At 72.3% G+C, this 25881-nt stretch carries 25 protein-coding genes and 1 other RNA gene; 7 read left to right on the top strand and 19 right to left on the bottom strand.

Annotated elements, in window-relative coordinates; translation table 11 throughout:
- Positions 1–57: 57 nt before the first annotated feature.
- The 5 genes from ssrA to ftsE form a co-directional block, all read right to left on the bottom strand.
- Positions 58–426, bottom strand: a transfer-messenger RNA (tmRNA) gene (gene ssrA, locus ACFV9Q_RS23580).
- 295 nt (positions 427–721) lie between these two features.
- Positions 722–1204, bottom strand: coding sequence for an SsrA-binding protein SmpB (gene smpB / locus ACFV9Q_RS23575; RefSeq protein ID WP_377227948.1), 483 nt, complete (start codon positions 1202–1204; stop codon positions 722–724).
- 90 nt (positions 1205–1294) lie between these two features.
- Complete coding sequence (locus ACFV9Q_RS23570) at positions 1295–2674, bottom strand: peptidoglycan DD-metalloendopeptidase family protein (RefSeq protein WP_377227947.1); 1380 nt, start codon at positions 2672–2674, stop codon at positions 1295–1297.
- On the bottom strand, positions 2674–3585 hold the full coding sequence (gene ftsX, locus ACFV9Q_RS23565; protein WP_377227946.1) for a permease-like cell division protein FtsX: 912 nt from the start codon (positions 3583–3585) through the stop codon (positions 2674–2676). Before ftsX ends, ACFV9Q_RS23570 begins: the two co-directional genes overlap by 1 nt.
- Before the next feature lies 1 nt (position 3586).
- Positions 3587–4363, bottom strand: a complete 777-nt coding sequence (gene ftsE / locus ACFV9Q_RS23560) for a cell division ATP-binding protein FtsE (RefSeq protein WP_377205701.1) — start codon at positions 4361–4363, stop codon at positions 3587–3589.
- A gap of 198 nt (positions 4364–4561) precedes the next feature.
- Between ftsE and ACFV9Q_RS23555 the strand changes: the two genes are divergently transcribed.
- Positions 4562–5605, top strand: a complete 1044-nt coding sequence (locus ACFV9Q_RS23555; RefSeq protein WP_377236425.1) for an NAD(P)-dependent alcohol dehydrogenase — start codon at positions 4562–4564, stop codon at positions 5603–5605.
- A 64-nt stretch (positions 5606–5669) separates the two neighbouring features.
- On the opposite strand, the gene prfB is transcribed toward ACFV9Q_RS23555, so the two are convergent.
- The 3 genes from prfB to ACFV9Q_RS23540 form a co-directional block, all read right to left on the bottom strand.
- Complete coding sequence (prfB, locus tag ACFV9Q_RS23550; RefSeq protein WP_377236424.1) at positions 5670–6779, bottom strand: peptide chain release factor 2; 1110 nt, start codon at positions 6777–6779, stop codon at positions 5670–5672.
- Positions 6780–6847: 68 nt separating this feature from the next.
- A complete protein-coding gene (locus ACFV9Q_RS23545; protein WP_377236423.1) occupies positions 6848–7255 on the bottom strand; it encodes an ankyrin repeat domain-containing protein in 408 nt (135 codons plus the stop codon).
- Between the two features lie 38 nt (positions 7256–7293).
- Positions 7294–7785: a hypothetical protein gene (locus tag ACFV9Q_RS23540; protein ID WP_377236422.1), complete on the bottom strand. Its 492-nt coding sequence runs from the start codon at positions 7783–7785 to the stop codon at positions 7294–7296.
- 230 nt (positions 7786–8015) lie between these two features.
- Here ACFV9Q_RS23540 and ACFV9Q_RS23535 point away from each other — a divergent pair, with 230 nt between their 5' ends.
- Entirely contained in the window at positions 8016–9338 is a 1323-nt protein-coding gene (locus ACFV9Q_RS23535) for an endo-1,4-beta-xylanase (RefSeq protein WP_377236421.1), read from the top strand.
- A gap of 128 nt (positions 9339–9466) precedes the next feature.
- On the opposite strand, the gene ACFV9Q_RS23530 is transcribed toward ACFV9Q_RS23535, so the two are convergent.
- From ACFV9Q_RS23530 to ACFV9Q_RS23505, 6 genes are all read right to left on the bottom strand, one after another.
- Positions 9467–9874 (bottom strand): pilus assembly protein, encoded by a 408-nt coding sequence (locus ACFV9Q_RS23530; protein ID WP_377236420.1) that lies wholly within the window; start codon positions 9872–9874, stop codon positions 9467–9469.
- 164 nt (positions 9875–10038) lie between these two features.
- Positions 10039–10488, bottom strand: coding sequence for a TadE/TadG family type IV pilus assembly protein (locus ACFV9Q_RS23525; RefSeq protein ID WP_377236481.1), 450 nt, complete (start codon positions 10486–10488; stop codon positions 10039–10041).
- Entirely contained in the window at positions 10416–10628 is a 213-nt protein-coding gene (locus tag ACFV9Q_RS23520; protein ID WP_377236419.1) for a hypothetical protein, read from the bottom strand. Before ACFV9Q_RS23520 ends, ACFV9Q_RS23525 begins: the two co-directional genes overlap by 73 nt.
- Positions 10629–10695: 67 nt before the next feature.
- Entirely contained in the window at positions 10696–11613 is a 918-nt protein-coding gene (locus ACFV9Q_RS23515; RefSeq protein ID WP_377236418.1) for a type II secretion system F family protein, read from the bottom strand.
- Entirely contained in the window at positions 11610–12467 is an 858-nt protein-coding gene (locus tag ACFV9Q_RS23510) for a type II secretion system F family protein (RefSeq protein ID WP_377236417.1), read from the bottom strand. Before ACFV9Q_RS23510 ends, ACFV9Q_RS23515 begins: the two co-directional genes overlap by 4 nt.
- Positions 12467–13870 (bottom strand): CpaF family protein, encoded by a 1404-nt coding sequence (locus ACFV9Q_RS23505; protein WP_377236416.1) that lies wholly within the window; start codon positions 13868–13870, stop codon positions 12467–12469. The genes ACFV9Q_RS23510 and ACFV9Q_RS23505 overlap by 1 nt, the downstream gene beginning before the upstream one ends.
- Positions 13871–14050: 180 nt before the next feature.
- Between ACFV9Q_RS23505 and ACFV9Q_RS23500 the strand changes: the two genes are divergently transcribed.
- Positions 14051–15325, top strand: coding sequence for a pyridoxal phosphate-dependent aminotransferase (locus tag ACFV9Q_RS23500; protein WP_377236415.1), 1275 nt, complete (start codon positions 14051–14053; stop codon positions 15323–15325).
- A 128-nt stretch (positions 15326–15453) separates the two neighbouring features.
- Complete coding sequence (locus tag ACFV9Q_RS23495) at positions 15454–16029, top strand: hypothetical protein (protein WP_377236414.1); 576 nt, start codon at positions 15454–15456, stop codon at positions 16027–16029.
- Between the two features lie 29 nt (positions 16030–16058).
- Here ACFV9Q_RS23495 and ACFV9Q_RS23490 read toward each other — a convergent pair whose 3' ends face one another.
- Positions 16059–16676, bottom strand: coding sequence for a LysE/ArgO family amino acid transporter (locus ACFV9Q_RS23490; RefSeq protein ID WP_377236413.1), 618 nt, complete (start codon positions 16674–16676; stop codon positions 16059–16061).
- A gap of 90 nt (positions 16677–16766) precedes the next feature.
- Between ACFV9Q_RS23490 and ACFV9Q_RS23485 the strand changes: the two genes are divergently transcribed.
- Together ACFV9Q_RS23485 and ACFV9Q_RS23480 are read left to right on the top strand one after the other, a co-directional pair.
- On the top strand, positions 16767–17693 hold the full coding sequence (locus ACFV9Q_RS23485; protein ID WP_377236412.1) for a LysR family transcriptional regulator ArgP: 927 nt from the start codon (positions 16767–16769) through the stop codon (positions 17691–17693).
- Between the two features lie 97 nt (positions 17694–17790).
- A complete protein-coding gene (locus ACFV9Q_RS23480; RefSeq protein WP_377227930.1) occupies positions 17791–18396 on the top strand; it encodes a LysE/ArgO family amino acid transporter in 606 nt (201 codons plus the stop codon).
- A gap of 18 nt (positions 18397–18414) precedes the next feature.
- Here ACFV9Q_RS23480 and ACFV9Q_RS23475 read toward each other — a convergent pair whose 3' ends face one another.
- The 4 genes from ACFV9Q_RS23475 to ACFV9Q_RS23460 form a co-directional block, all read right to left on the bottom strand.
- Entirely contained in the window at positions 18415–19701 is a 1287-nt protein-coding gene (locus tag ACFV9Q_RS23475; RefSeq protein WP_377236411.1) for an LCP family protein, read from the bottom strand.
- A gap of 208 nt (positions 19702–19909) precedes the next feature.
- Positions 19910–21136, bottom strand: coding sequence for an LCP family protein (locus tag ACFV9Q_RS23470; RefSeq protein WP_377236410.1), 1227 nt, complete (start codon positions 21134–21136; stop codon positions 19910–19912).
- 53 nt (positions 21137–21189) lie between these two features.
- Complete coding sequence (locus ACFV9Q_RS23465) at positions 21190–23436, bottom strand: esterase-like activity of phytase family protein (RefSeq protein WP_377236409.1); 2247 nt, start codon at positions 23434–23436, stop codon at positions 21190–21192.
- Positions 23437–23547: 111 nt separating this feature from the next.
- The gene (locus ACFV9Q_RS23460; protein ID WP_377227926.1) at positions 23548–24804 is read right to left on the bottom strand and encodes a multidrug effflux MFS transporter; all 1257 of its coding nucleotides are present in this window, start codon (positions 24802–24804) and stop codon (positions 23548–23550) included.
- Positions 24805–24944: 140 nt separating this feature from the next.
- Here ACFV9Q_RS23460 and ACFV9Q_RS23455 point away from each other — a divergent pair, with 140 nt between their 5' ends.
- Positions 24945–25700: an SOS response-associated peptidase gene (locus ACFV9Q_RS23455; RefSeq protein ID WP_377236408.1), complete on the top strand. Its 756-nt coding sequence runs from the start codon at positions 24945–24947 to the stop codon at positions 25698–25700.
- Positions 25701–25881: the final 181 nt, after the last annotated feature.

The raw sequence follows: 25881 nt of genomic DNA, 5'->3' as shown, positions 1-25881 counted from the left end.
CGGGCACGACGAAGGCCTCGCCGGAACACCGGCGAGGCCTTCGGCCACAGGGGTATCGAGTGGAGCTGCCGGGAATCGAACCCGGGTCCGGTATCGGTTGACGAGGACTTCTCCGGGCGCAGTCTGCTATGGATTTTCTCGGCCCCCGCGCTCGCGCAGACACGTTCGCGGACAGGCCCAGTCACCTAAGTGTTCCCGTGGCCCCGATGACGAGAGCTACGAGCAGTGGCTTTCTAGATGACGCGGACTACCGGAGCGAAAGCAGACTCCGGGCCCACGGACTTCGGGCTCGCTCAGGCGGCGAGGGCGAAGTCGTTGCGCGAGTTATCGGCAACTATTGGTTTACAGGCATCGTTTACGAGATAAGCCTGCATCCTCGGCCCGCTTCTCCTCGAAGCACGACCACCGTCGAAACCGATCAGCCCCTATGGATTTTTCAACCAGCTCCCCGAGCTCTCGCCCGTGAAGTGTTCCCAGTCTAGGTGATCAACGCCCTGGCAGGGAACGTTATTTCCGCCACGGCTCGCTGCGAGACCGGCTCAGGCTCTGCTTGTCTGTCGGCTGAGCCTGCGGCTCCGCTCCGGGCGCGTGCCTCGTCCCTCGGCCCCCACCCTGCGCTGCGAGACCGGCTCAGGCCCTACTTGTCTGTCGGCTGAGCCTGCGGCTCCGCTCCGGGCGCGTGCCTCGTTCCTCGGCCCCCACCCTGCGCTGCGCCTCCGGCTCAGCCGAGCATCTCCTTGTGCCGGATCGCCCGCCGGGCCTCCCGCATGTCCTGCTGCTCCCGCAGCGTCTGGCGCTTGTCGTACTCCTTCTTGCCTCGCGCGAGCGCGATCTCGACCTTGGCGCGGCCGTCCAGGAAGTACAGCGACAGCGGGATGAGGGTGTGCCCCTTCTCCCGCGACTTCGACTCCAGGCGCGCGATCTCCTCGCGGTGCAGCAGCAGCTTGCGCCGGCGCCGCGGCGCGTGGTTGTTCCACGTGCCCTGGAAGTACGCGGGGATGTGCACGTTCTCGAGCCACGCCTCGCCGCGGTCGATGGCGGCGTAGCCGTCCGTCAGGGACGCGCGACCCATCCGCAGCGCCTTGACCTCGGTGCCCGAGAGCACCAGTCCGGCCTCGAAGACGTCCTCGATCACGTAGTCATGACGGGCCTTCTTGTTGTTCGCCACGATCTTGCGCGGGTCGTCGACGTTCTTCTTGGCCATGGTCTCCCTCCGGGTTCTGCTGGCGCGCCGTACCCGCTGCGGGCGGCGCGACGTCCCAGTTTACGCGCCCGGTCCAGCCCGACCAGGCTTTTACAGCCAGGTCATCGGGTCCACTGTGGAACCGTTGATGTAGAGCTCGAAGTGCAGGTGACAGGCGGTGGACGTCCCCGTGGTGCCCGAGTAGCCGATGAGCTGCCCGCGCGAGACGCGCTGCCCCGCCGAGACGGCGAACGACGTGAGGTGGTTCGAGCTCGTCATCACGCTCGTACCGCTCGACGTGTAGCCGTGGTCGATCAGCACCTGGTTGCCCAGGCCCGCCAGGGTGCGCGCGTAGAGCACGGTGCCGTCGGCGGCCGCCAGGATCGGCGTGCCGCAGTAGGCCCGGAAGTCGGTGCCGGCGTGCAGGCGGGAGTAGTTCAGCACCGGGTGGAACCGCATGCCGTACGACGAGGTGACGAACGGGTTTGCCGTCGGGTAGCTGAGGAACGTCATGGTGCCGGCTCCCCCGCCGCCACCACCGCCACCGCCGGACGAGGAGCCGCCGCCCCCGGAGGAGCCGCCCGAGGAGCCCTGCTCCTCCTGCCGCTGCTGGGCCAGGCGCTCGTCCCGCGCCTGCTGCTTGCGGATGATCGACTTCAGGTCGGACTCGATGGAGCCCAGCTCCTGCTCGTTCGCCTGCATGCTCGCCAGCGCGGCGTCCTTGCGATGCTCGATGCGGTTCTTGAGCCGCTGCTGCTGGTCGATCAGGCGCTCGATCTCCGCCTTGCGCTCCACCGCGGCCTGCTTGGCCTGCTCCTTCGAGTCCACGTTCTCGTCCGCGAGGCGCTTGAGCTCGGTGACGATCTCCCGGATGGCAGTGAGCCGCGCCTGCAGGTTGCGGGCGGTCGCCTCGGCGTCCTGCAGCTCGGCGAGCGTGCGCGCCCGGATCCGGGCCGCGGACGACGACACCGAGTACCCGTCGATGAACTCCTCGGTGCTCTGGGCGCCGGTCACCAGCCCGAGCGTCGAGGCGCTGCCGGACCCGCGGAACTCCTCGCGAGCCATCTGCGCGATGTCGTCGCGGGCGTCGTCGACCTTTCCGGAACCGTCCTGGAGCAGCTGGGTGACCTGCGCCTCCTCGAGCTGGGCGTCGGCCAGCCGCTGGGCCAGGATCGCGGCCTCCCGCTCGGCCCGCTGCAGCTCGGCCTCGGCCACGGCGAGCTCCGCCTCCGCCACCGGCAGCCGGCCCTCGACCTGGTCCAGCTCGAGCACGGCGTCCGCGAGCTGCGAGTCCGTGTGCTCCAGCTCGGCCTCCAGGCCCTCGCGCTCCTTCTCCTTGGCGGCCTGCTGGCGCTCCGCGGCGGCGCGGCGGTCGTCCAGGTCGTCGGCCTGGACGGCCGTCGAGCCGCCCAGCAGGAGCAGGACGGCGAGCGCCGCGGCAAGGGCGCTGCGGCCGGGGACCCTGGAGCGGGGGTTTCGGGGAGTGGACATCAGATCCTCGTGTACCGGTTCAGGGTGAAGAAGGACGAGAGGGCGGCCAGCGCGACCGCCATGACCACGAGCAGCGGCGCGACGCGGAACACGTCGACCTCCGACACGTAGGCGACCCAGTCGACCGACCGTTCGAGCCAGTCGCTGACCATGAAGCGCACGGCGAGCCAGAGCCCGCCGCCGGCGAGCAGGGAGCCGAGCACGGCCGCCAGCGCCCCCTCCAGCAGGAACGGCAGCTGGATGAACAGGTTGGACGCGCCCACCAGGCGCATGATCTCCGTCTCCTTGCGCCGGGAGACGGCGCTGAGCCGGATGGTGGTGGTGATCAGCAGGACCGCGGCGAGGAGCATGACGCCGGCCAGCCCGGCCGCGAGCAGCGTGGCGACGTTGAGCGTGCGGAACAGCGGCTCGAAGACGGCGCGCTGGTCCTCGACGATCTCGACGCCGTCCCGCCCGGACAGGACGTCGCTCACCACGGCGAACTGCTCGGCGTCGGTGAGCTTCAGGCGCAGGGACGCCTGCATGTCGTCGGCGGTGAGCTGCGTGCCCTGGTAGCCGTCGGGGTAGCGCTCGCTGAAGGCCTCGAACGCCTGCTGCTTCGACTCGAAGTAGACCTTGCTGACCTGGGAGGACAGCTCGGTGTCGATGACCTGGCGGACGGCGTCGATCTGGTCGTCGGTGGCCTGGCCCGTGGCGCACGTGGGCGACACCGAGCCCTCCGGGCAGAGGAACACGGAGACCTCGACGAGGTCGTACCAGTCGTCCTTGAGCTTGCCGATCTGCGCCTGCAGCAGGGCAGCCGCGCCGACGAACGTCAGGGACACGAACGTCACGAGCACCACGGCCACGACCATGGTGGTGTTCCGGCGCAGGCCGCTGAAGACCTCGCCGAGCACGAACTGGAAGCGCACCTCAGGACCCCCGCACCGTCTGGACCGGCGCGCGCGTCCCGCTGCCGGGGGCGTCGAGCACGGGTGAGGCGCCGACGTCGGGCAGGATCGACTCGCGCTCGCCGTAGCCGCCGCGGGCCTCGTCGCGGACGACGACGCCGTCGGACAGCTCGACGACGCGGCGGCGCATCTCGTTGACGATCTCGTCGTCGTGCGTGGCCATGACCACCGTGGTCCCGGTGCGGTTGATGCGGTCCAGCAGGCGCATGATGCCCAGCGAGGTGGTGGGGTCGAGGTTTCCGGTGGGCTCGTCGGCCAGCAGGATCTGCGGCCGGTTGACGATGGCGCGCGCGATCGCGGCGCGCTGCTGCTCACCGCCGGAGAGCTCGGTGGGCATCCGCTTGCCCTTGCCCGCGAGGCCGACCATGTCGAGCACCTCGGGGACGGTGTCGCGGATGACGTGCCGCGGCTTGCCGATCACCTGCAGGGCGAACGCCACGTTCTCGTGGACGGTCTTGTTCTGCAGCAGCCGGAAGTCCTGGAACACGACGCCGAGCTGCCGGCGCAGCGTGGGCACGCGCCAGCCGGAGAGGTTCGCGACGTCCCGCCCCGCGACGTAGACGCGGCCGCGCGTGGGCCGCTGCTCGCGCAGCACCAGCGACAGGAAGGTCGACTTGCCCGACCCGGAGGCCCCCACGAGGAAGACGAACTCGCCGCGCTCGACGTCCACGGAGACCTGGTCGAGGGCAGGTCGTGCGCCCCGCGCATAGACCTTCGACACGTTCTCGAACCTGATCACGAGCCCGACCCTAGGTGGGAGATCGGGTGGCGTGTCGGGCAGACACGCCGACGACACCCACCCCGTTGCCCGGCGTCGTCCGCCATATCTGGCCAAAACGTGCGCAAGCGGCATTTTGCCTCAGCGTTACCCCGCGCCGGACCGCGACGGATGAGTTCTCATGGAGAAACCGGCCCCCGGCAACAGGAGCGTGAGCTGATGCGTGCTGTCGTGTTCGAGAAGTTCCAGACCTTCCCCAGCCTCAAGGAGGTGGAGCGTCCCAGCCCGGGACCGGGCGAGGTGCTGCTGAAGATCGCCGGCTCCGGTGCGTGCCACTCCGACGTGGCGCTCTACAAGGAGTTCGCGGAGGGCCAGCCGGGGGCGTCCGCGCCGCCGTTCGTGCTGGGGCACGAGGCGTCCGGCTGGATCGAGGAGCTGGGGCCGGGGGTCGCCGGGTTCACGAAGGGCGACGCCTTCCTCGTGTACGGGCCCAACGGCTGCGGGCACTGCAAGGCCTGCTCACGCGGGCAGGACACCTACTGCGAGAACGCCGCGACCATGCCGTGGGCGGCGACGGGGATCGGCCGCGACGGCGGCATGGCGGAGTACATGGTGGCCCCCGCGCGCAACCTGGTGCCGCTGGGCGACGCCGACCCGGTCGCTGCCGCTCCCCTTGCCGACGCCGGCCTCACCCCGTACCACGCGATCAAGCTCTCGCTGCCGAAGCTGGCGGGCGGCGGAAAGTTCGCGCTGGTCGTGGGCCTGGGCGGGCTCGGTCAGGTGGCCGTGCAGATCCTCACGGCCCTGACCGGCGCCACCGTGATCGCCACCGACATGAAGCAGGACGCCATGGACCGCGCGGCCGCCAACGGCGCCGTCACCGTGCCCGGCGGGCCGGACCAGGTCGCGGCGATCCGCGAGCTCACCGGCGGGCGCGGCGTCGACGCAGCCTTCGACCTGGTGGGCGCGGCGCCCACGATCAGGACGGCGCAGGCGTGCCTGGCCCAGCGGGGGCGGCTCACCGTGGTCGGCATCGCGGGCGGCGTGACCGAGTGGAGCTTCTTCACCAACCCGTACGAGGCCGAGATCACCAACACCTACTGGGGCACCGTCGAGGAGCTCTACGAGGTGGTCGCGATGTACCGGGCGGGGCAGATCGTGCCCGACATCGAGCGGTACAGCCTCGACCAGTACGACGAGGCGTACCGCAAGCTGGAGTCCGGGCAGCTCTCCGGGCGCGCCGTCATCGTGCCGCACGCCTGACCGGGCGCGGGCCGAGGGCGGGCCGGGCGCGGGCAACCGCGGCCGGGCCGCCCGCCGTCCGGCGTCAGCTCCCCGAGCCGCCGCGGCGCCAGCGGATGCCGGCCTCGATGAAGTCGTCGATGGCGCCGTCGAACACGGCCTGCGGGTTGCCCGACTCGTGCTCGGTGCGCAGGTCCTTGACCATCTGGTACGGCTGCAGCACGTAGGACCGCATCTGGTCGCCCCAGCTGGCCTTGATGTCGCCGGCCATCTCCCTCTTCTTCGCGGCCTCCTCCGCCTTGCGGAGCAGCAGCAGGCGCGACTGGAGCACGCGGTAGGCGGCGGCGCGGTTCTGGATCTGCGACTTCTCGTTCTGCATCGCGACGACGACGCCCGTGGGGATGTGCGTCATGCGGACGGCGGAGTCCGTCGTGTTGACCGACTGACCGCCCGGGCCCGAGGAGCGGTACACGTCGATCTTGAGCTCGGTGTCCGGGATGTCGATGTGGTCGGTCGTCTCGATGAGCGGGATCACCTCGACGGCGGCGAACGACGTCTGCCGGCGGCCCTGGTTGTCGAACGGCGAGATGCGCACCAGGCGGTGCGTACCGGCCTCGACGGACAGGTTGCCGAAGGCGTAGGGCACGTTGACCTCGAAGGTCGCGGACTTGAGGCCCGCCTCCTCGGCGTACGACGTGTCGCCCACCTTGGTGGGGTAGCCGTGCCGCTCGGCCCAGCGCAGGTACATGCGCATCAGCATCTCGGCGAAGTCGGCGGCGTCCACGCCGCCGGCGCCCGCGCGGATCGTCACGACGGCCTCTCGGGAGTCGTACTCGCCGTTGAGCAGGGTGCGCACCTCGAGGGCCGCGAGGTCCTTGCGGATCTTGGCGACCTCCTCCTCGGCCTCGGCGAGCGAGTCGGCGTCGTCCATCTCCTGGCCGAGCTCCACGAGCGTCTCGACGTCGTCGATGCGCGCGGCGAGCTTCTCGACCCGGCTCAGCTCGGCCTGCGCGGCCGAGAGCGCGGAGGTGACCTTCTGACCCTCCTCCGGGTCGTCCCACAGGTTGGGCGCCGACGCCTGCTCCGACAGCTCGGCGATCTTCGCCTCGAGCGCGGTGGGGTCGCTCACGGCCTCGATGGACTCGAGGGTCGTGCGGAGCGCCTTGATCTCAGCGGGAAAGTCGTTGGTGGCCACGATGTTCAAGGTTACCCGCGCATCCCGGTGCCCGACGCCGGAAAATCTCGCGCCACCCCCTGTCCGACTCAGCGAGCTCCCGGTTCGGGCAGCTCACGGCCGAACATCTGCGCGGTCGCACGGGCGCTCGGCGTCCCGGCGTCGGGGTCCGCGCCGTGCTCGACCAGCACCCGGATCACGTCGGCCTCGTTCTTGAAGACGGCGCCCGCGAGCGGGGCCTGGTTGTTGGCGTTGCGCCGGTTCACGTCCGCGCCGCGCTCGGCGAGGCCCGCCGTCAGGTCCGCGTGCCCGTGGTACGCGGCGAGCATCAGCAGCGTGTTGCCGGCGTCGTCGGCCAGCTCGACCGGCAGGCCGGCGTCCACCAGGTCGAGCAGCACGTCCGCGCCCTGGCGGGCCAGGTCGAAGATCTGGTCCGGCTCCAGGCGCGTGCCGCCCTGGTCGTCGCCGTGCTGGTCGCCCGTGCCGTGCTCGCTCATGGCCACAACCTAACCCGGTCCGGCGCCGCCGGCCGCGCTCACCAGGCCCGGGCCGTCGACGACGCCGACAGGCCGATCCCGCCGCCGAACGCGCCGGTGAACCAGCGCAGCAGCGGCGGGCGGGACACGGCCGCGAGCGTCACCCGCGCGGACCGCCCGTCCGGCGACGACGCCCCGGTCACCGCGACGGGCAGGCCGGGCGGGTGCGCGGCGAGGTAGCCCTCGACGGCGGCGCGCACGTCGGCGTCGGTCAGCGTGAGCGGGGCGCCGTCGGCGGGCGCGCCCGCACCCGCGTAGAAGGCGTCCGGGGACATCGCGTCCGCCGCGTCGGCCGCGGCGAGGTCCGCCACGTCGTAGAGGGCCTTACGGTCCAGGTGCACCGCGCTCGCCGAGGCGACCACCGCGACCAGCATCAGCGCGAACGCGACGAAGGCCGAGGTGAGCAGCATGATGCGGCCGCTCTCGCGCGACCCGTCCGGGGCGTCCGGGCGCACGTCGGGGCGGGCGTCGGGGCGGGCGGCAAGGGTCATCCGCCCATTGTTCGCCGGGCAGGCGGACCCGGCTCGGCGGGCCTGTGGAAAAGTCTCGGAGCGGTGGTTCGACGCCCTTGCCACCGCCGGGGACACGACCTAAACGTTTAGATTCGTCCGATCTTCGAAAACGTTTAGCGAAACCCTTGACACCTGGTGGGAGGCATAGAAATCCTTTTCCACGTCCCGACGGGCCAATGACGGCACGTCCTGAACGAAGGGGATCGACGATGATGACCCGAACGCTCACCCCATCGCGGCACCGGCGCACGCTGCGCGCGGTCTCGCTCGCCACGCTGGCCGCGATGGTGCTCAGCACCGGAGTGGCCGTCACCTCGGCCCAGGCCGCCGGCAGCACCCTGCAGGCCGCCGCCGCGGAGTCCGGCCGGTACTTCGGCACGGCGATCGCGGCGAACAAGCTCTCGGACTCGGCCTACACCACCATCGCGAACCGCGAGTTCAACATGGTCACCGCCGAGAACGAGATGAAGCTCGACGCCACCGAGCCGAACCAGAACCAGTTCAACTACACCAACGGCGACCGCATCGTGAGCTGGGCGCGGAGCAACGGCAAGCAGGTCCGGGGGCACACGCTGGCCTGGCACTCGCAGCAGCCGGGCTGGATGCAGAACATGAGCGGCTCCGCGCTGCGGTCCGCCATGCTCAACCACGTGACCCAGGTGGCCACCCACTACCGCGGCCAGATCCACTCCTGGGACGTGGTGAACGAGGCGTTCGCCGACGGCTCGTCGGGTGCCCGCCGCGACTCGAACCTGCAGCGCACCGGGAACGACTGGATCGAGGCGGCGTTCCGCGCCGCCCGGGCCGCCGACCCGAACGCCAAGCTCTGCTACAACGACTACAACACGGACAACTGGAGCCACGCCAAGACCCAGGCCGTGTACAACATGGTCCGCGACTTCAAGTCCCGCGGCGTGCCGATCGACTGTGTCGGCTTCCAGGCCCACTTCAACAGCGGGAACCCGGTCCCGAGCAACTACCACACCACCCTGGGCAACTTCGCGGCGCTGGGGGTCGACGTCCAGATCACCGAGCTGGACATCGCGGGCTCCGGCACCTCGCAGGCCGAGCAGTACCGCGGGATCGTCCAGGCGTGCCTCGCCGTCTCGCGCTGCACCGGCATCAGCGTCTGGGGCGTGCGGGACTCCGACTCGTGGCGATCCGGCGACACCCCGCTCCTCTTCGACGGCAACGGCAACAAGAAGCTCGCCTACAACTACACGCTGGACGCGCTCAACGCGGGCGGCACCGGCAACCCGCAGCCCGGCGACGGCTGCACCGTCACCGTCACCCGCGCCGAGGAGTGGTCCGACCGGTTCAACGTGTCGCTCGCGGTCTCCGGGAGCTCGACCTGGCGCGTCTCGATCCAGCTCCAGGGCAGCCAGAGCCTGCAGAACTCCTGGAACGCCACGGTCTCCGGAAGTTCGGGCACGCTGACGGCCACACCGAACGGGGCCGGCAACAACTTCGGGATCACGCTCTACAAGAACGGGAACACCAACCTGCCCACGGCGACCTGCTCGACCAGCTGACGGGCTGACCCAGGTCCTGCCAGGTACGACGGCGGTCCGCACGGCCGCTCGGCCCTGCAGGACGACGGCGGTCCGCACCCCGCGAAGGGTGCGGACCGTCGTCGTGTCCGGGCTCTACCGGGCGCTCCTCAGGGCCGCACTGCCGCGTACTCGTCGACCGTACCCGTGCGCGCCGCCTCCACGGGGACGGACAGCGGCACCCAGCCGCGCACGGCGTCGGGCAGCAGCGGCAGGGGTACCTCGACCCGCACGACGGCGCCGACGGAGCCGCCCGGCGTCAGGCACGGGGACTGCGAGCACTCCAGGGTGAGGCCGCCCTCGTCGCCGCCGAAGCCCTGGTCCGTCAGTGCGATGCGCACGGCGGCGTCGGCCCGAGCGGTGCCGACCGTCGTCGACTCCGCGGTGACCATCGCGCGGACCGCACCCGTGGCCGCGCCCTCGGCGGCGAACGCGCCGGCCTGCACGCGGCCGAGCGTGACCACGAGGTAGACCAGCGGGATCAGCAGGATCAGGGCGACACCGAGGAACTCGACCATCGCCGAGCCCTCTTCGCTCCCGCGACCCGCACGGCTGGAGCCCCGCCGTGAGCCCCGGGGCACGACCACCGCAGCGGAGGAGGTAACGGAGACGTAGCACTGCTCGCTCAGCGTTACCTCCTCGGGTGCGTGAACGTCTCCCCGCGCCCCGCTGCGTGGCTGGCTCACTCCTCCTCCAGCGCGTGACCGCGCACGGTGAGCGTCCCGGCGGGACCGAGCAGGCCGACCACGGGCAGCGGCGCGCGGACCGTCACCTCGGTCACCTCCAGGCCGTCGCGTGTCGTGCTGCCGGCGGTGACGTCACGGGCGTAGTCGCCGGTCAGGGCGCCCGCCAGGAGTGCGCGCGTGCGGGCGACGCCGTCGGCCGGGGTCCGGTCCGCGCGGGCCGCCACGCGGGCACCCTCGGCGGCCGCGTCGATCGCGAGCGAACGCACGTGGACCGCGAGCGCCACCTGGACCACCCCCAGCAGAAGCGCCAGGACCAGCACCGACACCAGCAGGAACTCGACCGCCGCGGAGCCGTGCTCGCGCCGGCCGGCGCTCACCCCTGGCCCGTGACGCTGCTGATCGCCTGGCGGAACGCGTCCTCGAGCAACGGTCCCGCCACGGCCCAGAGCGCCACCACCAGTCCGGCGGTCATCAGGGTGACGAGCACCCAGCCCGGCACGTCGCCCCGCTCGGCATCGGCAGCCCCGGCGGTCTCGGCGGTCTCGGCGGTCCGGGTGGTCTGGGTGGTCTGGGTGGTCTCGGTCATGCTCTTGGCCCCTCGGTCGTCGCGCACAGCGCTTCCTTTCGTCGGCAGACCCCGTTGCGAGGTCATGTCAGAGCCCGATCCGGAGGGTGGCCAGGCTGGGAAAAACGGCGAAGACGACGGTGACCGGCAGCACGAGGAACACGACCGGGACCATCATCAGGATCTCCTTGCGGCCGCCCGCCTCCAGGAGGGCGCGGCGGCCGGCCTCGCGGACGTCGCGGGCCTGCGCGCGCAGCACGTCCGCCAGCGGCGTGCCGCGTTCCAGCGCGACCACCACACCTTCGGCGAACCGCGACAGGGGCGGCAGCCCCGACCGGTCGGCGAGCGCGGTGAGGGCGGCCGTCACGGGTGCGCCCGCGCGGACCTCGGCGACCATGCGCCGGATCTCGCCGGCCAGCTCGCCGCGGGCCGTCGACGCCACCCGTTCGAGCGCGGCCGGCGGGCTCTCCCCCGCCGCCACGGCGAGGGCGAGCAGCTCCGCGATGGTCGGCAGCTCGGCGAGCAGCCGCTCCTCGCGGCGACGGACCCGGAGTGTGAGGGCCTGGTCGCACGCCACGTAGCCGCAGCCGCCCGCGACCACCACGAGCGCCACGAGCGGGACGGCCCCAGCGCCGCGGGTCGCCGCGAGCAGCAGCGCGAGGCCGAGCCCCACCGCGAGGCCCGCGACCGTCCAGACCACCTGGCGGGCGCGGAAGTGGTCGACGGTCTCCGCGGACCCGGCCCGGTCGAGCCGGCGCCGGATCTCCTCCCGGGGTGCGCCGAAGCGTTCGAGGCGCGCGCCGACGTCGTGCAGGCCGAGGAGCCGGACCACCGCCGAGGTGCGGCTGGCCTCGCGCAGCAGCGTCGAGGTCGCATCGCGCGGGCGCAGGTAGGGGGCGAGCCGCTCGTCGAGGCTGACGGCCCGGGCCCGCAGGCGCGCCAGCACGATCAGCACTCCCAGCGCGACGCCGAGCCCGACGAGAGCCCCCGCCGCCCAGCCCGTCACCGCAGCACCCGGCGCTCGGCGGGCAGGCGTCCGATCCGCAGCATCAACCGGTAGGCGACCAGGGCGCAGAGGCCGCCGGTGACGAGCACCGTGACGCCCGCCGGCGAGTCGTAGGCGCGCGCCGTCTCCGGCCGGGTGGACAGCAGGGCGAGGACGACCCACGGCCCGGCGACCGCCACGCGCGCGCCGTTGACGGTCCAGCTCTGCCGCGCCTCCAGCTCGCCCCGGGTCGCGGCGTCCTCGCGGAGAAAGCCGCTCAGGGTCCGCAGCAGCCGGCCCAGGTCCTGACCGCCGACCTCCCGCGTGAGGCGCAGAGCCTCCACGATGCGGTCGGCCACCGGGTCGGCGAGGCGCTCCTTGAGCGCGTCCAAGGCGTCGCCGAACCGCCCGCCGGCGCGGTAGTCCTGGGCGAAGCGGCCGAAGGGCACGCGCAGCTCGACCGGACCGCGGTGCGCGAGCTGGGCCACCGCCTCGGGCAGCGACAACCCGGCGCGTACGCCGGAGGCGAGGTGGTCCACGACCTCGGGCCACACCTCCCGCAGCGCCCGACGGCGGTGGCGCGCCCGGGCGCGGACCAGCACCACGGGGCCGGGCGCGGCGAGCAGCGCGAAGCAGGCCGCGATGGCCGGCGAACGGGTCAGGGCGAGCGCCACGAGCAGGGTCACGACGCCGAGCGCCACGCACGATCCGACGAGCATCGCGGGCGTCACGGAGGGCGCCCCGGCCTGGGTCAGCAGGTCTCGGGTGCGCATCTGCCAGGTCACCCGGCCCGCAGGGCGCGGCGTCGGGGCCCAGAACGACCACCACACGCAGAACAGCCCGGCGCCCAGGAGCAGGCCCACCACCACGCCCATCAGCGGGTCGCCCAGGGGCTGGCGCCGGCCCGGGCTCCCGGACGACCGCCCACCGCCGCACGCGCGCCCACACCCGCACCGCCCACCCCGGCCCAGGGACCGGTGGCGGCACCGCGCGCGGAGCGTGCCCCCTGCTGGGGCCCGTCCGACGACAGCGCCCGCGGGTCGGCGAGCAGGGCCCGGACGTCGAACCCGGCGCGCTCGAACCGGTCCTCCCCGGGCGGCATGCCGTCGCCGCGGCGCAGGTCGCCGTCGGCGTCCCGGTCGAAGATCCCGGCGGTCTCGATGCGCCCCTCCTCGACCCGTCCGGTCACCGCGACGATCTCGCGGACCTGGCGACGCACCACGCCGTCCGCGGCCCGGGTCAGGCCGAGGTGCACCACGAGGTCCACGGCGGAGGCGACGGTGGGCACCACGAACCGGTCGGACACGTTCTCCCCCGCGAGCAGCGGGAGCGTGGTCATCTTCGCGACGGCCTCCCGCGCCGTGTTGGCGTGCAGCGTGCACATGCCGGGCACCCCGCTGTTCAGGGCGATGAGCAGGTCGAACGCCTCCGCCTCCCGGACCTCGCCGATCACCAGCCGGTCCGGGCGCATCCGCAGGGCCTCCTTGACCAGGCGCCGCAGGGGCACCTCGCCGGTGCCCTCGAGGTTGGCGGGGCGGGTCTGCAGCGCCACGTGGTCGCGGACCGGGAGCCGCAGCTCCCAGACCTCCTCGGCCGAGATGACGCGCTCGGAACCCGGGATCGAACCCGCCAGCGCGTTGAGCATCGTGGTCTTGCCCGCCTGGGTCTGGCCCGAGACGAGCACGTTGAGCCCGGCCCGCACGGCGGCGTCGAGGAACGTCGCGGCCTGGGCCGTGAGCGAACCGAGCCGCACCATGTCCGCCAGCGAACGGGCCCGCACCACGTGCTTGCGGATGTTCACGGCCCAGGCCGCGCGCGTGATGTCGGGGATCACGACGTGGAGCCGCTCCCCGCCCGGCAGCCGGGCGTCCACGAACGGGCTGGACAGGTCGAGCCGGCGCCCGGACGTCTTGAGCATCCGCTCCACGAGGTCGCGCACCTGCTCGTCGGTCAGGACCGTGCTGGTCAGCTCGGACACCCCGCGCCGCGCGACGTAGACGTGGGTCGGGGCGTTGAGCCAGACCTCCTCGATCTCAGGGTCGTCGAGGTAGGGCTGCAGGGGCCCGAAGCCGCCCACGGCGTCGGTCACCGTGCGTGCTGCCGCATCGGGATCGTCGAGCGGCGGCACCACGCCGACGCTCGCCCGCGTCGCGTAGTCGCCCACCGCGTCCGTGACGAGGCTCGACAGCCCCTCCCGATCACCGATCGGGTCCAGCCCCCTGCGCCGCACCAGCTCGCGGACCTCGTGCTCGAGGATCCGCGCCCCCTCATCGCCCATGAGCGGCAACGCTAGATCCAAACGTTCATCTCCGCAGGCCACCCTGTGGATAACTTTCCCCAGAAGCCGGAGTTATCCACCTAATCCACAGACTTGTCCACAAAGGTGCAGGTAAACCGGGTTGTCGGGGATGCCCGGAGATGAACCCGCGGTGGACGAGCGGTGGATATCGTCTAGCCCATGAACGCCCATCCTTCATCCGACCACGACTCCGGCAGCGACTCCTCCGGCCGCGGCACCGACCGCTGGCAGGCCACCGCGAGCGCCGCCGGGCTGCTGGCCGACGACGGCAGCGTCGCCGTCACGATCTTCGCCGAGATGTCGGCCCTGGCCGTCCGCACGGGGGCGATCAACCTCGGCCAGGGGTTCCCCGACGTCGACGGCCCGGAGTACGTCAAGCAGGCGGCGATCAAGGCGATCGAGGCCGGCCGCAACCAGTACGCCCCCGGCGACGGCGTGCCGGAGCTGCGTCAGGCCGTCGCCGAGCACCAGAAGCGGCACTACGGACTCGACGTCGACCCCGACACGGAGGTGCTGGTCACGACGGGTGCCACCGAGGCGCTGACGGCGTCCGTGCTGGCCCTGACCCGGCCGGGCGACGAGGTGCTGACGCTGGAGCCCTTCTACGACTCGCACGCGGCGGCGATCGGCATGTCGGGCGCCACGCACGTCACCGTCCCGCTGGTCCCGGGGCCGGAGGGGTTCCGGCTCGACGTCGACGCCCTGCGCTCGGCGGCCACCGACCGTCTGCGGATGATCCTGCTCAACTCCCCGCACAACCCGACCGGGACGGTGCTGACGCGGGACGAGCTGGAGGCGGTCGCGGTGGTCGCCCGGGAGCACGATGCGATCGTGGTGACCGACGAGGTCTACGAGCACCTCACGTTCGGCGCGGAGCACATCCCGGTCGCGACCCTGCCGGGCATGGCGGAGCGCACGCTGACCATCTCGTCGTCGGGCAAGACGTTCTCGTTCACGGGCTGGAAGGTGGGCTGGGTGCACGGGCCGGCCGACCTGGTGACGGCGGTGCGGACGGTCAAGCAGTATCTGACGTACACGTCGGGCGCGCCCTTCCAGCCCGCCATCGCGCAGGCCCTGGCCGACGACGACACGCCGCGCGCCCTGGCCGCCTCGCTGGCCGACCGCCGGGACCTCCTGTGCGCGGGCCTGGAGGCCGCCGGCTTCGTGGTGACGCGCCCGGCGGGCACGTACTTCGTGATGGCCGACGCGTCGGCCGTCCTCGCGCGGCTCGGCCTGCGCGACGGCGTCGAGCTGTGCCGCCGCCTGCCCGAGCTGGCCGGGGTCGTGGCGATCCCGGCGTCGGCGTTCTGCCGCGCGGGCTCACCGACGGCGCGGGCTCTCGCGAACCACGTGAGATTTACTTTTGTGAAGAGCGAGAGCGTCTTGCGCGACGCCGCGACGCGCCTCGCCGGCCTGGGGGTCCCGCTGAGCTGACGCCGGCCGGCCGGTTGCGGTGCCAGGTGACCGGGGTCACAGTGGGGGCGTCGTCCCGGCGAGCCTCCGGGGCGGCCCGGTGTACGCGTCCAGCGCCGCCGCCCCGACCCAGGCCGGAGGACGGCACCATGACACGAACCACTCCGCGCGGCCGGATCGCGGCGGCTGTCGCCGCCGCCCTCCTCGCCGCGGTCGCGCTCGTCGGACCGGCAGCCCACGCGGCCACGCCTGCGGGCTCGTCGGTGCAGGGCCAGGAGAACCTGATCCTGTGCACCGGGTCCGTCACGATCGACTACTCGCCGGCGCTGCGGCCGCTCCCGGAGCCGACGACGCAGACCGTCGTCGAGCGGCTGGGCGCCGACGGCGGTGGCGGCTGCACCGGCCCGTTCGCCGGGGGCAGCGCCTCGACCGTCTTCCAGCAGGAGGTCAGCTGCCTGGTCCAGGGCCTCGGCGACACCCTCGTCGAGAACGTCGTGACCTACGACTGGCACGACGGCCGGTCGAGCACCATCAGGTATCCCGTCACCACGGTGGTACGCCTCGCGAACCAGCTGGTCGTGACGTCGACGGGCACCGTGACGGCCGGCTACGGCACCGGCGCGCTCTCGGAGCGCGTGGCCGTCTATCCGGACCTCGACGTGCTGAGCTGCCTGACGTCCGGCGTCGCACGGCAGACGGGCCTCCTCACCGTCACGATCGCCTGAGGCGGCAGAGCACTGCCCCGATCTTGCGGCTAGCCCGTGACCAGCGAGATCGCCACGGCCAGCATGATCAGCGCGATCACGCCGTCGAGCACGCGCCACGCGTTCGGGCGCCGCAGCACCGGCGCGAGCAGCCGCGCGCCGTACCCGAGGGCGGCGAACCACGCGACGCTGGACACCATGGCCCCGGCGGTGAACCACCAGCGGGAGTCGCCGTAGGTGGCGGCGACCGAGCCCTGCAGCACCACGGTGTCGAGGTACACGTGCGGGTTGAGCCACGTGAGCGCGAGCGCCGTCAGGACCACGGGGCGCGGGCGCCGGCCGGGGCTGTCGCCGAGGGCGCCGTCGTCGGCCGCCGCGAGCGTCGTGTCGCCCTTGACCGCCCGCCAGGCGGCCATGGCCCCGTACCCGACCACGACGGCGGCGCCCAGCCAGCGCACCACCACCACGGCGTCCGGCCAGCGCTCGACCAGCGGCCCGAACCCGGCGGCGCCGGCCGCGTAGAGCGCGACGTCGGACACCGCGCAGATCGCCGCCACCACGCCCACGTGCTCGCGGCGCAGCCCCTGACGCAGCACGAAGGCGTTCTGGGCTCCGATGGCGACGATGAGCGAGAGGCCGAATCCGAGTCCGGCGAGCAGGGCGAGCATGCCTCCACGCTAGGCAGCGGAACCACCTGAAGACCAGTTCATGTTTCTCAGCCCGCGTAAGCAGAACTGAAGATGCGCCACACTGGCTCCATGCGATGGGACTCCCGCCAGCTCGAGGCGCTGGCCGCCGTGGTAGCCGAGGGCTCGTTCGACGCCGCGGCGCGCGCCCTGCACGTGACCCCGTCGGCGGTGAGCCAGCGCATCCGCGCGCTGGAGAACGCGGCGGGCAGCGTGCTCGTGCGCCGCGCCCGGCCGGTCGTCGCCACGCCGTCGGGCCAGGCGCTGCTGCGGCTCGCCCGGCAGACCGAGCTGCTCGGCGCGGAGGTGGCCGCGGAGCTGGGCGCGCACGGCGCCGACGACCCGCCCGAGGACCCGGGCAGCGGCGCGCCGGACCGCCTGGTCACCGTGCCGCTGGCGGTCAGCGCCGACTCCCTGGCCACGTGGGTGCTGCCCGCCCTCGCCCAGGTCGAGGGCATCACCTTCGACCTGCACCGGGCCGACGACAGCCGCACCGCCGACCTGCTGCGCGAGGGCGTGGTCATGGCGGCGGTCACCTCGCAGACCGCCCAGGTGCAGGGCTGCCGCAGCACCCCGCTCGGGATCATGCGCTACCGCCCCGCCTGCACGCGCTCCTTCGCGGAGCGCTGGTTCCCCCACGGCCCGACGCCGGAGGCCCTCGCCGTCGCGCCCGTCGTCGTCTTCGACCGGACCGACGACCTGCAGGACGTCTACCTGCGCGCCCGTGCACCGCACGCCCGGCCGCCGCGGTTCCACGTGCCGAGCACCGTCGAGTACGAGGACACCATCCGCCTGGGGCTGGGCTGGGGCATGCTCCTGGAGCGGCCAGCCATCGGCGGGCTGCACGCCGGCTCGGGCGGCGGCATCACGCTGCTGGAGCCCGGCTACGTCCTGGACATCCCGCTCCTGCTGCAGCAGTGGAAGCTCCGCTCCGCGGTGCTGGACCGGGTCACGGCAGCGCTGCGAAAAGAAGCGACGCGCAAGCTGCTGCCGGCGTGAAATCTGGACGTACCGCCATCATTAACCCTGTTCCAGTCCTTCCGCACTTCCGAATCATGAACCGGACATGCCCTGTCCGACTTCCTACGGTTCACGCATGCTCTCAGCGCTCGCCGGGATGGCCTTCGGCCTCTCCCTCATCGTCGCCGTCGGTGCGCAGAACATCTTCGTCCTCCGCCAGGGCCTGCGGCGGGAGCACGTCGGCCTCGTCGCGGGCATCTGCGCCGTCAGCGACTTCGTGCTCATCTCGGCCGGGGTCGGCGGGCTCGGCACCCTGATCCAGAGCGCGCCCCTGGTGGTCGACATCGCGCGGTGGGCGGGCGCCGTCGTCGTGCTGGTCTACGGGGGCATGGCCGCCCGCCGCGCCTGGAAGGGCCAGCAGGTCGTCATGGGGCGGCACAGCATGACGTCGCGGACCATGGGGGCCGCCGTCGCCACCACCCTCGCGCTGACCTGGCTCAACCCCCACGTCTACCTCGACACCGTGGTGCTCGTCGGCGGCCTGGCGGCCACGCACGGCGACGACCGCTGGTGGTTCGGGCTCGGCGCCTGCCTGGCCAGCACGCTGTGGTTCGTCGCGCTGGGCTACGGGGCCCGCTACCTCGCGCCGCTGCTGGAGAAGCCCGGCGCCTGGCGCGTCCTGGACAGCGTGGTCGCGCTGACCATGGTGGTCGTCGCGGCCACGCTCGTCCTGGGCGTCTGAGCCCAGGACGAGCGTTTGTCAGGCGCAGACGCCGTCGAGCAGCACCTCGGGGCTCGGGCTCGGCTTCGGCGTGGGCGGCTCGGAAGGGGTGCCGTCGCCCTCGGCGGTGTCACCCGTCCCGGCGTCGCCGCCCTCCGTGTCGCCCGTGCCCGCGTCCGCGCCCTCCTCGGCGTCGCCGCCGGCGTCCCCGGCGGCGTCGCCCTCCTGCGGCTCTCCGCTGGGGCTGCCCGAGGCGGTCGGCTCCGGCGTGTCCAGGACGACGTCCGCCGGCGGCTGGTCGGCGGCGATGCGGGCGAAGATCTCCGCGGCCTCCGGCCCCCAGCCGAGCCCGCCGACGCCGCCCTCCTCGGTGTCGTAGACCGGGATCTTGGTCATCACGATGTTGCGCTTCTCGATCTCGCGCAGCGACCACGCCAGACCGGCCACGCTGCCCGGGTTGGCGATCGCCGGGTCGGCGCTCAGCGACCCGAGGGCGGCGTTGATCAGGCGGAACGTCTTGGTCGGGTCGGCGAGCGTCTCGGCGGACAGGATCTGCCGCATCGTCGCGTTGATGAAGGCCTGCTGGCGCTCGATGCGCGTCAGGTCGCTGCCCATCTCCAGGCCCATGCCCGTGCCCTTGCGCACGCGGAGGAACTGGATCGCAGTCTTGCCGTCGAGCAGGTTCTCGCCCGCGGGCAGGTCGATGCGGGCGGACTTCGGGTTGCCGTGCAGCGCCTCGGGCAAGCACATCTTGACGCCGCCGATCGCGTCGACCACGTCGATCACGCCGTTCATCTTGACCACGGCGTGGTTGGTCACCGTCACGCCGGTGATCGCGTTGACGGTGTTGATGGTGCACGCGGCGGCGTACTTCATGTCCGTGCCGCCGCTGCCGACGGTGAACGAGGCGTTGAACTTGTCCCGGTACGGCTGCGACTGGCTCCCGTCGGGGAGCTTGCACGACGGGATGTCGACGAACGTGTCGCGGGGCAGCGACACGACCTCCATCCACTGCCGGTCCGCCGAGATGTGCACCAGCATCGTGGTGTCCGAGCGCATGCCGGAGACGGTGCCGCCGATGTCGGCGTTCGTGCCGTCCCGGATGTCCGTGCCCATGAGGAGCAGGTTGACGGCCTGGTCCTTGAACGGGTCGGACGGGTCCTTCGGCTCGACCACCTCGGTGACCAGGCCGTCGAGGTCCTGGACCTCGATCTGCGAGATCGCGTTGTGGTACGCCGTCGCGGCCGCCGCGGAACCGAAGGCCATCACCCCGACCAGGCCCATCGTGACGCTGCGGAACACGAGCGCCCGGCGCCAGCTGCGCACGTGGCGCGGCTGACGCTCACCCGTGCGCGCATGTCGGGGAACCCCGGGAATTATCTCGCCGACAGGTCGGACTGCCGTCCAGAAGTCACTCGCCACGCATCGGAGACTAGGGCCTCAGTGCAACAATCGTGTAAATAAGTCGCGCCGTTCCCAGGCAGTGTTCAGGCCGCGTCAGGGATCCGGGCTGCGGGTCGGTCCGCACCGCGGGTCAACTCGCGCAGACGCCCGGCAGCAGCGAGGGCGAGGGCGACGGGCTGGGGGTGTCCGACGGCGTGGACGTGCCGCCGCCGTCCGTCGCCTCGCCGGTGGGCTCGTCCGAGGCGCCGTCCGACGGCTTGTCAGAGGACCCGCCGGACCCGGACGCCGCGCTCTCGTGGCCGGGCGGCGGCTCGTCGGCCGCGAGGCGCTCCCAGATCGCCGTGGCGTCCTCGGTCCAGACCACCCGGTTGGGGTCCGTCGGCGCGGCGACCACCGGCAGCTCGGTGAACACGATCTCGGCCGGGTCGATGTTCCGGATGCTGAACGCCAGGCCCGCGAGCGCCGCCGGGTCGGCCAGCCCGGGGTCGGCCGAGATGGCGCGCAGCACCGCCTCGATGGTGCGGTACAGCTTCGGCGAGTTGGTCACGATGTTCTGGTCCAGGATCTGGCGCACCAGCGCGTCGACGAACGCCTGTTGGCGGTCGATGCGGGTCAGGTCGCTGCCCTGCTCCAGGCCCAGACCGGTGCCGTGCCGCGCCCGGAGGAACCCGATGGACTGGCGGCCGTCGAGGGTCTGCTCGCCGGCGGGCAGCTCGAACCGACCGTACGCCGGGTTCTGGACGAGCGGCTCGGGCAGGCACATGCGCACCCCGCCGAGGGCGTTGACGACGTCGACCACGCCGTCCATCTTCACGACCATGTGGTTGGTGACGGGGACGCCCGTGAGGGTCTGCACGGTCGAGATGGTGCAGGCTGCGGCGTAGGTGAGGTCCTCGGCCGCGCCGCCGCCGATCGTGAACGCGCTGTTGAACATGCCGTACGTGGCACCGGACTCGCCGCCCTCGGGCAGCTTGCACGACGGGATGTCGACCAGCGAGTCGCGCGGGATCGAGACCACCTCGATGCGCGACCGGTCGCCCGAGATGTGGACCAGCATCGTGGTGTCCGACCGCATGCCGCCGTCGCCCGCACCGGCGATCTTGGTGTTCTCGCCGCCGCGCAGGTCGGTCCCCAGCACGAGGATGTTCAGGCTGCGCCCGGTGAACGGGTCGTCGGGGTCCACGGACGGCGTCGGCCCCTTGACGAGACCCGAGACGTCGCTGACGCCGATCTGCTGCTTGAAGTCGAGATAGGCGGCCGCGCCGCCGGCTACGACGAGCGCGAGCGCGCCGACGACGACGAGCGCCGCGGCGCGCGCGACGCGATGACTGCGCTGGTGACGGAGGTGCCGGGGCACATGCGGAGCATAAGCACGTACCCCGGCACGGGGCCTGTTAAGTCACCCGGAGATCACCTGACCGCGGCGGCGCCGAGGTCCGGGTTGTCCGAGAAGAACCCGTCGAGTCCGGCATCCAGGAAGACGCGGATCTCGCCGACGAGGTCGCCGACGGCGTTCGGGTCGGTCGACGAACGGAATTCCGCGGGCAGGAACTGGTTCTCCCGGCGGAAGGTCCAGGTGTGCACCTCGAGACCCGCGCGGTGCGCGTCGCGGATCACGCTGCTCGGCGCGCCGAGGGTGCCGTCGGCGTCGCGCGGGATCAGCACGTTCTTCTCGGCGCCGATGCCGTCGGCGTACGTCGCGATCTCGCGGAGCCCCTGGCGGGTGACGAGGTCCGCGTAAGTGCGCGGGTCGCCGGCAGCCACCAGGTCGTAGGGCGCGCCGCTGCTGCTGACGAGCTGGCCCAGGGGCACGTCGGTCAGCTCGTCGAGCTCCTGCAGGTTGCCGACCTCGAAGGACTGCACGATCACCGGCGCGTCCTCGTCGTCGAACCCGTTGCGGCGCAGCTCGGCGACCAGCGGCTCCTCCAGGGAGAGGCCCACCGAGTCGAAGTAGGTGGGGTGCTTGGTCTCCGGGTAGACGCCGACGGGCGCGCCGTCGCAGTTGCGGCTGTTGCGGGCCAGGTCGAGCACCTCGTCGAGCGTCGGGATCAGGTACAGCCCGTCGAAGGCCGTGTTCTGCGGCCGGACCTGCGGCAGGCGCTCCTTGGCGCGCAGGGTGCGCAGCTCGGCGAGCGTGAAGTCCTCGGTGAACCAGCCGGTGATCCGGGTGCCGTCGATCGTCTTGGTGGTGCGGCGGCCGGCGAACTCGGCGTGCGCGGCGACGTCGGTGGTGCCGCTGATCTCGTTCTCGTGCCGGGCGACGAGCACGCCGTCCTTGGTGGAGACCACGTCGGGCTCGATGTAGTCGGCGCACTGGTTGATGGCCGTCTCGTAGGCCGCGAGCGTGTGCTCCGGCCGGTAGCCGGAGGCGCCGCGGTGCCCGACGACGGTGACGCCGTCGTCCGTGACGCGCTTCTTCCTGAGGTCGACCAGGGCCATCTCGGTGTCGTCCGGGGTGCCGGTGACGCGCGCGTCGTTGCCCGGGTAGTTGTTGTCGTTGCCGATCAGGAGCGTGTCCTTGTCGACGAACAGGACGGTCTCGAAGGACTGCACGGGCAGGGCGAACGTGTCGCCCAGGCCGTAGCCCTCCCCCGCGTCGATGCCGCGCGGGTTGTCGATCCGCAGGGCGTCCACCACGAGCTCCTTGCGCACGAACCCGGCGCGGTCCTTCGTGCCCAGGTCGATCTCGTAGACGCGCTTGGTGACCGCCTGGTCGCCCTCGAAGTCGTCGCGCTCGATGAGCAGCATCGTGTCGCGGCCGGTCGCGAAGGCGTCGCCGATGACGTCGGCGGGCTGGTCGGTCTGGTACGCCCAGCGCTTGCCCGTGTACTCGCCGCGGCGGGTGTCGAACTGGTAGATCCAGCGGCGGCGCGGGTCGGTATCGTTCGCCAGCGCGCCCTCGACCACCGGGTAGAGGTAGCGCCCGATGCCCGCCATGGCCTCGAAGCCGCGGCTGCTGCCCACGTTCGGCGTCTCGCCGGGCTCCAGGTACGGGTTGCCGGGCGACTTGCCGTCGGGGAACGCGTACGGGGCCTCCAGCAGGGTGCCGTCGGCGTCGAAGTGCAGCAGGAACGGGCCGAACTCCTCGCCGACCCACAGCGTGCCGTCGGCGGCGCGGACCAGGGACTCGATGTCGAAGTCGGCTCCCGTCAGCAGCCGCTCGTCGGTGTCCTCGTTGACGATGTCGAAGTCGAGCACGTCGTTGCGGTCGTTGTACTCGATGAGGTCGAGCACCTCGATCTCGCCGTCGCCCGAGCCGCGGCGGCCCGTGTCCCACTGGGGGCGCACCAGGTAGTTGCGCAGCAGGAAGTCGGCGGAGTTGCCCTTGGCGCCGAACCCGTTGTCGGGCTGGGCCCAGAAGGTGCCGTCGTGGTTGTCGACCATCGCGGAGAAGCCGGGGATCACCTGGCCGTCCCAGGGTCCCTGGCGCCCGTTGCCCGGGCTCGCGGCGGCGCCCGACGGCGGGCCGTCCGCCAGGTAGTCGGCGGACAGGGTGGCGCGGCCCGCCAGGGACGCGGCGAGGTGGGTCCCGCCGTGGTGCTCGGCGGCGGGGCCGGGACGAGGGCCGGCGACGGCGGAGGCCGCCGGCAGCAGCAACGATGCCGCCGCCGCGGCGGCCACCACGCGCGTGGCGCGGGTACGCAGGGGTGTGCTCATGCGGCCGAGCCAAGTGGGCGCACCCCACATCCCGGTGAACCTCGCGCTACCTCCCGGTGAACTCTCGGGCGGGTCTCAGCACCCGACCGGGCCGCAGCGCTCCGGCGGGTCTCAGACCGGCATGTGCCAGCCGCCGCGCCGGAACGCCGGGGTCGCCGTCGCCAGGACGAGGATCGCCAGCGTGACCGCCGCGAGCATCACCAGGGCCATGGCCGCGGCGTCCCCGCCGAGGAACCCGCCGAGCGAGCTCACCGAGCCGGCGATCAGGGACTGGACGGCGCCGATCATCGCCGCCGCGGTGCCGGCGATCTCGCCGTGCCGGGACAGCGCCAGTGCGGACGCGTTGGCGGGGACGAGCCCCTGGAACGCGAGCACGCACCACAGGGCGACCAGCAGGCCGATCAGCCCGCCCGCCCCGGTCAGCACCACCACGAGCAGCACGACCACGAGGATCGCCTGGGCGACGACGCCGAACCGGAGCAGCCGGACCGGGGCGACCTTGCGCACGAGCGCCGCGTTGACCTGGGCCGACAGGACGAGCCCCACGCCGTTGACCGCGAACAGGAGGGCGAACTGTCCCTCGCTGAGCCCGAACTCCTGCTGGAAGATGATGGGCGAGCCCACCACGTAGCTCATCAGCACACCGAAGCCCAGGCCCGGGATCACCGCGAGGGCCATGAAGTGCCGGTCCCTGAGCAGCTTGCCGTAGCCGCCGGCGACGGTGCGGACGCCGCCGGTGAGCCGCTTGACCGGCGGGTGGGTCTCGGGCATCACGCGGAGCACCACGACGGCCAGCGCGGCGCCCATCACGGCCAGCACCACGAACACCCAGCGCCAGGGACCGTGCGCCAGCACGAAGGTGCCGAGCGTGGGCGCGAACATGGGCGCCACGCCGATCACCAGCATGAGGCGGGACAGGATGCGGGCAGCCTCGGCACCCACGAAGCGGTCGCGCACGATGGCGACCGAGGCCACGCCGGCCGCGGCGTTGAAGAAGCCCTGGGCGAGGCGCAGGCCGATCAGCAGCGGCATGCTCGTGACCACGGCGCACAGCAGCGAGATGACGACGTGCAGCGCGAGGCCGATCAGGAGCGGGGTGCGCCGGCCGAACCGGTCGGAGAGCGGGCCGATGACGAGCTGGCCCACACCACCGCCGATGAGCATGCAGGACACCGTGAGCTGCGCCAGCGCCTCCGTGGACCCCAGGTCCAGGGCGACCTGCGGCAGGGCCGGCAGGTACATGTCGACGGTGAAGGCGGGCAGGGCCGACAGGGCCCCGAGCATGAGGACCCACTTGACGGTGGACCGGGACGACGCTCGGCGCGCGGGCACGACTGGGGAGACGCCCGACGGCGCGGAGGTTGGCATGGGCACGATGCTATCGAATCGATACGACGATGAGAAGAGTGATCTCGCTCTCCGGTCACGCGTTCGCCAGGAGTTCACCAGCAGGAGACGACGCTCTTCCTGCTCCCGCGAGTGTCAGTGGCTCGGGGCATGCTGGTCCCATGTGCGGACGCTTCGCCTCCTTCACCCAGACCCAGGACCTCGCCGACGAGCTCGCGATCGCCGAGATCGCCGAGGACGCGCGGCTGCTGCCGCCGTCCTGGAACGTGGCGCCGACCGACCCGGTGCGGATCGTCGTCGAGCGGGCGGCCAAGGGCTCCGACGAGGTGGCGCGCTCCGTGCGGCTCGCCCGCTGGGGGCTCGTGCCGTCCTGGTCCAAGGACCCGAGCGGCGGCGCGCGCATGATCAACGCGCGGTCCGAGTCGCTGCTGGACAAGCCGGCGTTCGCCAAGCCCTTCAAGGTGCGGCGCTGCATCGTCCTGGCCGACGGCTACTACGAGTGGCGCAAGCTGGCGCTGCCCGCGTCGGGCTCGAAGAAGGTCCCGAAGCAGCCGTACTGGATCCACCCGGCCGAGGCAGACGTCGCGGCGTTCGCGGGGCTGTACGAGTTCTGGCGCAACCCGGCGGCGAGCGAGACCGACCCCGACCGCTGGCTGGTCTCGACCACGGTGATCACCCGGCCGGCGTCCGAGAGCATGGCCCCGATCCACGACCGGATGCCGTTCGTGCTGCCGGCCGGCGCCTGGGACGAGTGGCTCGACCCCGCGGTCGGCGACGCGTCCAAGCTGTTGAAGCTGGACAACGCCCCGCTGACCACGCTCCCGGTCGGTGACGCCGTCGGCTCGGTGCAGAACGACGGACCGTCGCTGATCGAGGAGGATCCGGAGCCGAGGGACCCGGAGCCGGTCCGGGTCTGACGAACCGCCCTTCCCCCGGTCAACGGGGTCGGCCGCGGTCCATCGCCAAGGCTCGCCGAACCTGGCCGACAAGCTGTTGGCCAACTGCCCTGGGCCACCAGGCCTCAAGGTCGGCAGTTTGCGTCGAGGTCGGCACAGGGCTGTGCCGACCTCGACGCAAACCGTCGAACCGGCGCCGATC

The sequence above is a fragment of the Promicromonospora sp. NPDC059942 genome (genome assembly GCF_042731755.1).
Lineage (GTDB): Bacteria > Actinomycetota > Actinomycetes > Actinomycetales > Cellulomonadaceae > Promicromonospora.
This window is presented reverse-complemented; position numbering and strand designations above follow the sequence as displayed.